We start from the raw sequence: 9450 nt of genomic DNA on the forward strand, positions 1-9450 counted from the left end.
TATTCGCTTGTCGGCCGCCGAGGTGATCGCCGATGATGGCGGCCATGGCCACGACACGACGAGCCGACATGTTCACCGCGGACGGCAAGCCCTCTGACGACGACCCGCGCGAGAACGGGCCAACGCTGGGCGACGAGCGCACCTCTCTCATTGAGACCCTGCGCACCGCGCGCCTCACCTTGGAAATGAAATGCGCGGGCCTGGACGCGGAGGCGATGGCGCGGCGTTCCGTCGAGCCATCGACAATGTCGCTGCTGGGGCTGGTACGGCACCTGGCGGAGGTGGAGCGGGCGACGTTCCGGGTGCTGATGGCAGGCCAGGACGTACCCAAGCTGTTCTGCTCCGACACCAACCGCGATGGCGATTTCGACGGCGCCATCGCCGACCCTCAGGTGGTGACGGAGGCGTGGGACGCATGGCGCACGGAGGTCGACTTCTCCACGCGATTCGTGGCCGAGGCACCCAATCTCGACATCACCGCCAACGACCCCCTGAACCTGCACGGCAGCGGCGGCGGGCTGATGTCACTGCGCGAGGCACTGCTGGGCATGATCTGGGAGTACGGCCGCCACATGGGCCACGTCGACCTGCTACGGGAGCGAATCGACGGGCGCATCGGCCAGTGACGATCGCCCTGTGGCACCTGCGCGTCCACTGCACGCCTGACATCCTCGACCTCACGCAGCCTCGACCTCACGCAGCGTTGGCCCCTCGTAGGGTTGGCCCCTCGCAGCGCCAGCCGCACACCAACGGACCCGCGCCTCACATGAATCGACCACCCGCACCCCCGACACGGGGCGCCTGACCGACTCCCGCACCCACGCGGGGACGCCGAAGCATGCGCCCCTCGTCCCCGCATAAAGCTCCCTGAGCGGCTCCCGCAGCGCATGGCACACCTGAGCGACTCCCGCAGCGTATGGCGCTCCCACAGTTCATGGGACACCTGAGCGGCTCCCACAGTCCATGGAACCTGAGCGGCTCCCACCCCCAGGCAGGGGGTCCTGATCCACCCGTGTCCACGCGGCCGCGGGCCGACCGCCTACATTTCCCGGCGGGCTCGCAAAGTGGCGCGCACGCTCTTCAAAGCCGACACATAATGCCCTTCGTCTGGCCGCATGGCCACCGCGATGGCCAGCGGTTCCTGGGCTCCTTCCACATCTCCGGTCCGCCACAACGACAATCCAAGCCCGAAGTACGCATAATCCTCGGCCGGATTAGCATTCACGATCTGCCGGAAACTGGCCGCCGCCTCCGCGTACTGACGGGAGTTGAACTGCGCCCGCGCCAACGCCTCCAGAATGCTGCGCGATTCGGGCTCAGCCGAGGCGGCCCTCTCAAGCAATGCCGCGGCGGCAGCGGGGCTGCCTTCCTTCAGCAACTTCACCCCGCGCTGGTACCAATCGTAAACACCGCCCCCGGGGAGGCCGGCGTTCTCATCGTGAACATTTCCATCTTGAGACATGCGTGAGGGACTCCTTCATCGCTGTACGGTGACCTCGTCCCGCCCTGCCTCGGAACGAGTACGACTGCAACCATGGGGCGACTTCCGGAAGGCGCAAGCATTTATGGGAGCATGCCCGGTATGGGGACTCCTGAACTGCCGGTACCCGATGGACTGGTGCTACGGCCCTTCCGAGGCGTGCGTTTCGCTGTCGAAGATCCCGCCAAGGTGACCTCCCCACCGTACGACCTGATCTCCGACGCCGACGTGGAGGTCCTCCTGGACTCTCACCCGAACAACGTCGTCCGCCTCATCCTTCCCTGCTCTTCCCAGCGCGACTCTTCCACGTCCACACCCACTGGCCGCCAGGGCGCCGAATCTCCCAGCGCGGCCTCCCAGAAACCCCCCGAGTCACCCCCGCACTCACCCTCTACCGAGTCACCGACCAAACCCTCGTCCCGCATCTCAACAGATGCCGGTAACAGACCCACCCTGGCCTCCTCCGCCCCAACCGTCCCAACCTCGCAAGTAACAACAGGTCCAACCCCGCAACAGCCAACCGCCCCAGCCCCACCACGACCTCCAGCCCCGCAAGAACCAGCGGATCCGACCCGCCGAAGGGCAACCGACGAGGCCTCGCGGGACGCAACCGCCCAAGGCTCCCAAGAGGCAACCGACCCACCCCCTCGACAGACGACCGCCCAAGCCTCGCAAGAGCCAACCGACCCGGCCTTTCGACAGGCGACCGCCCGAACCTCGCAAGAACCGACCGACCCGGCCTCGCGGAAGGCCGCCGCCCCAGCCGCACCCCAAGCCCCGATCCCGACCTCACAAGAGCCGGGCCACCTGCCCCCACAAAGGTCGATCGTCCCAATCTCGCAGGAGCCGACCGACCCGACCCCGCAAAGGGCGATCAACCCGACCTCACGCGAGCCAACCGACCCGACCTCGCAAGAGCCGACTGACCCGACCCCACAAAGAGCGATCGACCCGACGTCACAAGAGCCAACTGACCCGACCCCACAAAGGGCGATCGGCCCGACCTCACAAGAGCCGACTGCGCCGGCCTCCCGGAAGGCGACCGTCCTAGAGCTCCGGACATCGCCGCAGTTCCGTCCCGATCCGACCTCCCCGACCGGCGAAGTGCCGCTACAAGCCCGATACACCGAGGCCAGGGACACCCTGCAGGGCTGGCTGGAGTCCGGCGTACTGGTGCCGGATGACGTACCGGCGCTGTACGTCTACGAACAGAGCGGCCCAGACCTCCTGCAGCGCGGCCTGATCGGTGACGTGGGCCTGGTCGATCCGGGGCAGCACATCATCCTCCCTCACGAGGACGTCTTCCCAGGCCCCATCGCGGACCGCCTCGCCCTCATGAGCACCACCCAGGCCAACCTCGAACCCATCTTCCTCCTGTACGACGGCGACGACGGCCCGACCACCCGCCTGGTGGACGAGGTCGCCTCGACCCGATCCCCTCTCATCTCCGCCCAAACCGAAGACGGACTGACCCACCGCCTGTGGGCGATCACGGACACGGCCGAGATCGCCACGATCAACGCCGACCTCCATGACCGCCAGGCCCTGATCGCCGACGGCCATCACCGGTACGCCACATATCGCGTCCTCCAGCGCCAGGAACGTGCCACCCACCGTGCCGCCGCCGGCGAGCGCTCAGGCGCAGGCGCCTCGGGTCCTCGTGCCGGCGAACCCGTCCCAGGGCCATGGGACTTCGGGCTGGCCCTGGTCGTGGACTCCCGCGCCTACCCGCCCAACCTCAATCCCATCCACCGGGTGATCCAGGGCCTGCCGCTGGACGAGGCCGCCGCCAGAGCCAAGGCCTCGTGGCAGGTGCACGACTACAGGGACCTCACGAGCGGCCTGGCCGCCCTTGAGCGTTCCCCGGAGCCCGCCTTCCTGCTCGCCGGCGAGGACGGCTCACATCTGCTCACCGACCCGGACCCGGTGCAGCTGGCCCGCGCCATGCCGCCCGACCACTCCGACCGGTGGAACTCCCTCAACACCTCCATCCTCACCGAGTTCGTCATGCCCGTGGTGTGGGGCATGCGTGACAACGATCAGACCGTACGCATCGTCCACCACGACACGGACGCCGCAGTGCGCCTGGCCATCCGCACCGGCGGCACGGCCGTCATCCTCAAACCGCTCGCGATCGAGGACGTGCTGGCTGTCGCCGCCGGCGGTGAACGAGTCCCCCGCAAATCCACCTCCTTCGGACCAAAACCGAGGACTGGCCTGGTCCTGCGTACTTTCGCGATCGACTGAAGCAACGACGGTTCTCCGACCGTCCACGGAGCAAGTCCCGCGTGCGTGCCACCACGCCCCGAAGCGTCAGGGCTCGTTCCACACCCACGTGGTCATCTGCGGGTCGGCCAGGTCAATCGGCCGAGCCTCCGTCGGGTGGGGCCGGTCGTGGGTCGGCCGGGCGTGGGTCGGCCGGGCGTGGGTCGGCCGGGCGTGGGTCGGCCGGGCGTGGGTCGGCCGGGCCTGATCGGGTGGGCGTGGGTCGGCCGGGCCTGATCGGGTGGGTCGGTCGGGTGGGGTCGGTCGCGAGTTGGCCGGATTGAGGCGTGTGAGGGTTGCTCAGCGTTTGGCCCGGTTTGGTGCGGTGTTGCGCCTGCGGGATTGGCGTCTCAGTGCGCCAGTCTCACAGCCGCCACCCCCGCAGGAATCGGTCTCGCAAGCCCTCGCCCGGCGCCTGAACAACCAACTTGACCGACCCAACCAACTAAAGCCGGCCATTTGAGGGTGACCCACACACCGAACTCAGCCAATCCGCAGGTAACCCCAACCCTGGCCAGCCCGTGCACGACCCCACACGGCCCGATGCGGGTCAGCCGATTGGTGCCAGGTAGCGGATCTGGCGGGGGATCAGGGCGGCGAGGTTGACGCCGCCGGTGTCGCCTGACGGGTTGTCGGGTTCGGGGAGTTCGGCCTCGTACGGTCTGGCGGTGCTCACCTCCACCTCGTAGCGCCACCTCTTGGCGGCCGACGGGCCGAAGACCCGGCAGCGGAAGGCCCCCGTCACCTCGATGTAGTCGCGGGGCTTCAGACCGCGCAGCACGGCGGCCGCCTCCGGGTTGAACGTGACGCACGGCACGCTGTCACACAGGGCCGCCCCGCGTCTGTGGTGGCGACGGCGGACGATGATGCGCCACTTCGTCACGGTGTCGCCGCTCGGCATGGGGTGCTCCTCGACCGGCGCTGACAGCCTGCCCACCAGCAAGACTTCGTTTCGATCCACGGTCGTCCTCCTATCGGTGCCCTTGTGGAGATCACTATTTACGATGAGGAGGTGGCCCGGTCGGCTGGAACGCCGTTCTGGGGATAACGGCTGGACGCTCAGGAGTACCTGTGGACAACATCACCGCACTAGGCGGCGACGTCTATGAGATCGACACCAAAATGGCTGGATATACGGGGATCACGGCCGGTTATCTGATTCTGGGTGACCGGCCATGCCTGGTGGAGACGGGCACCTCGACCTCGGCACCCGTCGTACGGGACGCGATCGCCTCCCTGGGTGTCGGCCCGGATGACCTGGCCACGGTCGTCGTGACCCACATCCACCTCGATCACGCCGGCGGCGTCGGCGACATCGCCAGGTATTTCCCTTCCGCGCAGGTCGTCGTACACGAGAAGGGCGCCCGGCATCTAGCCGAGCCCTCGCGGCTCATGGCGAGCGCGCGGATGGTGTGGGGCGATCGGCTCGACACGCTCTTCGGCGAACTGTCCCCCACCGAGACCGAACGCATCGTCGCCCTCGGGGACACCGGCGCCATCGACCTGGGCAACGGGCGTACGCTGAACAGCCATTACTCCCCCGGCCACGCGAAACACCACGTGGGCCTGGTGGACTCCGCCACCGGCGACCTGTACGTCGGCGACGCGGCCGGCGTCTACCTGCCCGAAACGGGCGATCTGCGCCCTGCGACCCCTCCGCCAGACTTCGACTTGAAGACCGCGCTCGACTCGATCGCGCTGTTCGAGGCGCTTGGGCCGCAACGGCTGCTGTTCAGCCACTATGGGCCCGTAGAGGCCGTTCAGGAGACTCTTGAACGGTCTGCGGAGGAGCTGCGGATCTGGGTTGATCTCACGCGGCAGGCCCGATCCGATGGCATGGATCTGGATCACGCCATCGCCATGGTCAGAGATCGGACCAAGGACCGCTACAGAGCCATGCAGTCCGACGAAGACGCGGCTGACAAGCTTGAACTGCTGGGCGGGACCCCGTCCAACGTCGCGGGAATTCTGCACTGGCTGGACCGCGTCTCCCCGTGACGCTGCCGCGGCATGACGCCCCTCCGGCTCAGCCGCGCCCAAACCAGAAAAGGCATGCGAGCAGCTGCCATCCGATTGCACGACTTGCACGACATTTCACGAAACGGCCGCCGCCGCAGCACCTGCCGATCATCGCTGGAGCCGCCGGTCGAACGCCGCGCTCGACCGGTCCGAATCTGAACTACTCCCGTCAAAACCGGCCCGGCAGCAGATCGCCCGCCGTACCGCCTTCTCTCCATCACACGCAAGATCAGGCGGTACGGCGGGCGTCGGTGCTCAGCCGTCGGTCTTGGGCTTGTCCTCGGTCGATTCGCCGGCCTCGTTGAGCACATCACCGAAGTTCGGCTCGATGAACGCCGGGGTGATGCCCGGCACCTCGGCCGACTGCTCCGCCGACTGCTCTGCCGCCAGGTCCGCCGGCTCTGTGGCGGCGTCCCGCGAGGCCGCGGGCTTGTCGTCCTCAGAGTCGCCGGCGCCCGGCTTGTCCTGGCCCGCCGTCAAAGTGTCGGACGCAGAGGCGGATTCCTCTTCGTCCAGAACGTCGGCAGGAGCAGGAGCAGGAGCAGCGGCCTTACCTGCCGTCTCGTCCGGCACCTCACCGGAACCGGCACCGGCCGACGCCTGGTCCGATACCTCGCCAGAACCTGCACCGTCCGGCACATCACCAGGTTCAGCGTCGCCCGGCGTCTCGTCCGGAACATCACCAGAACCGGCAGTCTCCGCCGCCTCGTCCTGGATGTCGGCAGGCTCCGCGTCCTCCAAGAGGTCGTCCGCTTCGGCGAGGGCGGACTCGTCGTCGCTCTCCTCATCCGCCACGTCCCTGGCGGCCTCCACCACATCGGCGTCGGCAGCGTCGTCGGACTCGTCCTCGTCGTCGAAGTCCTCCTCGACGTCCTCGATGACGGCTCCGGTCAGCTCCGCGTACCGCTCGGCGGCGTCCGTCTCCCCATCCTCGTCGAACGCCATGGCCTTGCCGAACCACTCCGTGGCCGCGTCCTGATGCCCGGCGTCGGCCAGCGCGTCGGCGTACGCGAACGCCAGCCGCGCCGACCACGGCTTGGGCTGCGGGTCACGCAGCTCGGGCAGGCGCTGCAGGGTGATCACGGCGGCGTCGTGCTGGCCGAGGTCGCGGCGGGCGCCGGACTCGACGATGGTCAGCTCGATGCGGCCGTCCCGGTCGAGGCGTTCGGCCTCTGGCGAACGTACGAGATCGATGGCCCGCTCCGGACGGCCGAGCCCGCGCTCGCAGTCGGCCATGATCGGCAGGTACGCCTCCGACCCCGTCATCCTCCTGGCCGCCCGCAGGTCGCTCAGCGCCTCGGAGAAGTGCCCGGCATGGTAGGCGACGATGCCCGCGGCCTCACGTACGACACCGATGCGCGCCGCGAATCTGCGCGCTACCTTGGTGTGCTCGTGCGCCCGGTCGGGGTCGTCCTCCTCCAGCGCCCGCTCGGCGGCCACCATGTGCCGTCCGACCAGATCGGCGAGGTCCCCGGGCAGGGAACGCAGCTCCTCGAGTACTTCCTTCTCGAGCTCGTCCACCGTGATGTCGGGCGCCACCTCGGGCAGCCGCTCGCGCTGCGGGGCCTCGGCCGCGCCCTCGCGGTCGCTCCTGCCGTACCTGGCGCGGGTCCCCTCAGAGGAACGCTCGTCGCGGCCGTCCCGGGAGAACGGGCGGGAGTCGCGGCTGTCCCGGTCGCGGTAGCCGCCTTCGCGCCGGTCGCCGGAGCCACCCTGACGCCGGTCACCGTAACCGCCTCCCCGACGGTCACCGTAGCCACCCTCGCGCCGCTCGCCATAACCGCCCTCGCGGCGCGGCCCACGGCTGTCACGGAACCCACCTTCACGGCGACCACCGGCGCCACCTTCACGCCGGTCACCGTACCCGCCTCCCGGACGGTCACCGTAGCCGCCTTCACGCCGCTCGCCGTACCCGCCGCCGTCCCTGCGCGGGCCACGGTCATCACGGAAGCCACCCTCACGACGCGGACCCCGGTCTCCACCGAACCCGCCCTCACGGCGCGGCCCCCGGTCTCCACCGGAACCGCCCTCACGACGCGGGCCACGGTCATCCCGATCACGGTACGGACGGCGGTCGTCGCCCTCACGACGCGGACCGCGATCGTCACGGAACCCGCCCTCACGACGAGGCCCCCGGTCATCCCGGGAGCCGAACTCCCGGCGCGGACCACGATCATCACGGAACCCACCCTCACGGCGGGGACCGCGATCGTCACGGAATCCGCCCTCACGGCGCGGCCCGCGGTCTCCACCGAAACCGCCCTCACGACGGCCTCCGAAGCCGCCTTCGCGCCGCTCGCCGTACCCGCCGCCTTCCCTGCGCGGGCCACGGTCATCCCGATCACGGTACGGACGGCGATCGTCGCCCTCACGACGCGGACCGCGATCGTCACGGAACCCGCCCTCACGACGGGGCCCCCGGTCATCCCGGGAGCCGAACTCCCGGCGCGGACCGCGATCGTCACGGAATCCGCCCTCACGGCGCGGACCCCGGTCCCCACCGGAACCGCCCTCACGACGGCCTCCGAAGCCGCCTTCACGACGGGGCCCCCGGTCCTCCCGGAAACCGCCTTCCCGACGCGGACCGCGATCGTCACGGAATCCGCCCTCACGGCGCGGACCACGGTCATCTCGGTCCCTATAGGTACGACGATCGTCACCGCGAGGTCCACGATCGTCACCCTCACGCCGGGGACCACGGTCGTCGCGATAGCCGCCGCCCTCACGACGAGCGCCGTAACCGCCGCCTTCGCGCCGGTCGCCGTAGCCGCCCTCACGACGGGGACCACGGTCGTCCCGATCACGGTACGGCCTGCGCTCATCGCCTTCGCGGCGCCCGCCGCGGTTGTCTCGATCGTCGTCCCGTCGCGGCCCTCGGTCCCCACGGTTGAAGGAGCGCGACCTGTCATCGGAACGGAACGGACGGTCGCCGCCGGAGTCTCGCCCGCGGGAGCCGTACCCGCCGCTCCTGCCCTCTCCGCCCGAGCGCCTGTCCCCGTCGTCACCGCGCTCGCGCTGTCCGCCGTCCGATCCGTTATCTCTGTTCACTTCTGGTCCATTTCGTTGGCTCACTCAGCGGACTCACAACGACGGTCCACCGTGGCTGGTCGCCGCCCGCCCTCGGGCCTTACGCGACGAAGGCCACCCGTGGGGGTGGCCCGCTCACACCAGCCTAGCAAGTCACGGAACGTCCATGAGCCGGACGCAACCCGCATACCGATCGGACCACCAACGCTCGGCCGACAAGGCTGCCGGCCATGTCACTGCGCTTCCACGAAATCGAGGAGTCCCACCACCGGTTTCCAAACCCACCGACCAACGACAAGCCGAACCTCCTGTGCGACATCTACCGCTCCCTCCCCGGATCAGGCACTTTGCACCTCCCAAGTGAAAGGCGAATTCCTCCGGAAGCCACGCACAGGAGCTGGGAGCGGCCGACCAAATCGGCTTCGGGGAAGCCGACGTCGCCGCCCCGCTGGCGGTGGGCTGAGAGTCCAGCTAACCGGCGGTCGGCGGACAGTCCAGCTGGTTGGCGGTGGGCGGAAAGTGTGGCGGGCCGGCGGTGGGCAAAGGCGCTGGTCGGCTGGGTGTGGCTTAAGGTCTGGCAAGCTGTGGGTGGTTGAGGGTTCCGGCCGGTTGGCGGGGCCTCTAGCGGGGCCCGGAGCTGGGGGCCACCGTCTGGGGGC

7 protein-coding genes and 1 pseudogene are annotated in these 9450 nt (G+C 69.1%); 4 read left to right on the forward strand and 4 right to left on the reverse strand.

Annotated features, from left to right (window positions below; translation table 11 throughout):
• The first annotated feature begins 32 nt into the window (after window positions 1-32).
• Window positions 33-626 (forward strand): DinB family protein, encoded by a 594-nt coding sequence (locus AB0I81_RS53635; protein ID WP_360675995.1) that lies wholly within the window; start codon window positions 33-35, stop codon window positions 624-626.
• Between the two features lie 413 nt (window positions 627-1039).
• Here AB0I81_RS53635 and AB0I81_RS53640 read toward each other — a convergent pair whose 3' ends face one another.
• Window positions 1040-1462, reverse strand: a complete 423-nt coding sequence (locus AB0I81_RS53640) for a tetratricopeptide repeat protein (RefSeq protein WP_360675999.1) — start codon at window positions 1460-1462, stop codon at window positions 1040-1042.
• 120 nt (window positions 1463-1582) lie between these two features.
• Here AB0I81_RS53640 and AB0I81_RS53645 point away from each other — a divergent pair.
• Together AB0I81_RS53645 and AB0I81_RS53650 are read left to right on the forward strand one after the other, a co-directional pair.
• A pseudogene (locus AB0I81_RS53645) lies at window positions 1583-1771 on the forward strand (DUF1015 family protein); the annotation flags it as partial.
• An 813-nt stretch (window positions 1772-2584) separates the two neighbouring features.
• Window positions 2585-3727, forward strand: coding sequence for a DUF1015 domain-containing protein (locus tag AB0I81_RS53650; RefSeq protein WP_360676028.1), 1143 nt, complete (start codon window positions 2585-2587; stop codon window positions 3725-3727).
• A gap of 568 nt (window positions 3728-4295) precedes the next feature.
• Here AB0I81_RS53650 and AB0I81_RS53655 read toward each other — a convergent pair.
• Complete coding sequence (locus AB0I81_RS53655; RefSeq protein ID WP_360676002.1) at window positions 4296-4706, reverse strand: single-stranded DNA-binding protein; 411 nt, start codon at window positions 4704-4706, stop codon at window positions 4296-4298.
• Between the two features lie 110 nt (window positions 4707-4816).
• On the opposite strand from AB0I81_RS53655, the gene AB0I81_RS53660 reads away from it, so the two are divergent.
• Window positions 4817-5743 carry an MBL fold metallo-hydrolase gene (locus AB0I81_RS53660; RefSeq protein ID WP_360676005.1) on the forward strand — a complete coding sequence of 309 codons (927 nt, stop codon included), beginning with the start codon at window positions 4817-4819 and terminating at the stop codon, window positions 5741-5743.
• Window positions 5744-6019: 276 nt separating this feature from the next.
• Here the strand turns inward: AB0I81_RS53660 and AB0I81_RS53665 are convergent, their stop codons facing one another.
• The gene (locus tag AB0I81_RS53665) at window positions 6020-7207 is read right to left on the reverse strand and encodes a hypothetical protein (RefSeq protein ID WP_360676008.1); all 1188 of its coding nucleotides are present in this window, start codon (window positions 7205-7207) and stop codon (window positions 6020-6022) included.
• Window positions 7141-8649: a hypothetical protein gene (locus AB0I81_RS53670; protein ID WP_360676010.1), complete on the reverse strand. Its 1509-nt coding sequence runs from the start codon at window positions 8647-8649 to the stop codon at window positions 7141-7143. The genes AB0I81_RS53665 and AB0I81_RS53670 overlap by 67 nt, the downstream gene beginning before the upstream one ends.
• Window positions 8650-9450: the final 801 nt, after the last annotated feature.

Source organism: Nonomuraea sp. NPDC050404 (assembly GCF_040655495.1).
In the GTDB taxonomy this organism is placed as follows: Bacteria; Actinomycetota; Actinomycetes; order Streptosporangiales; family Streptosporangiaceae; genus Nonomuraea.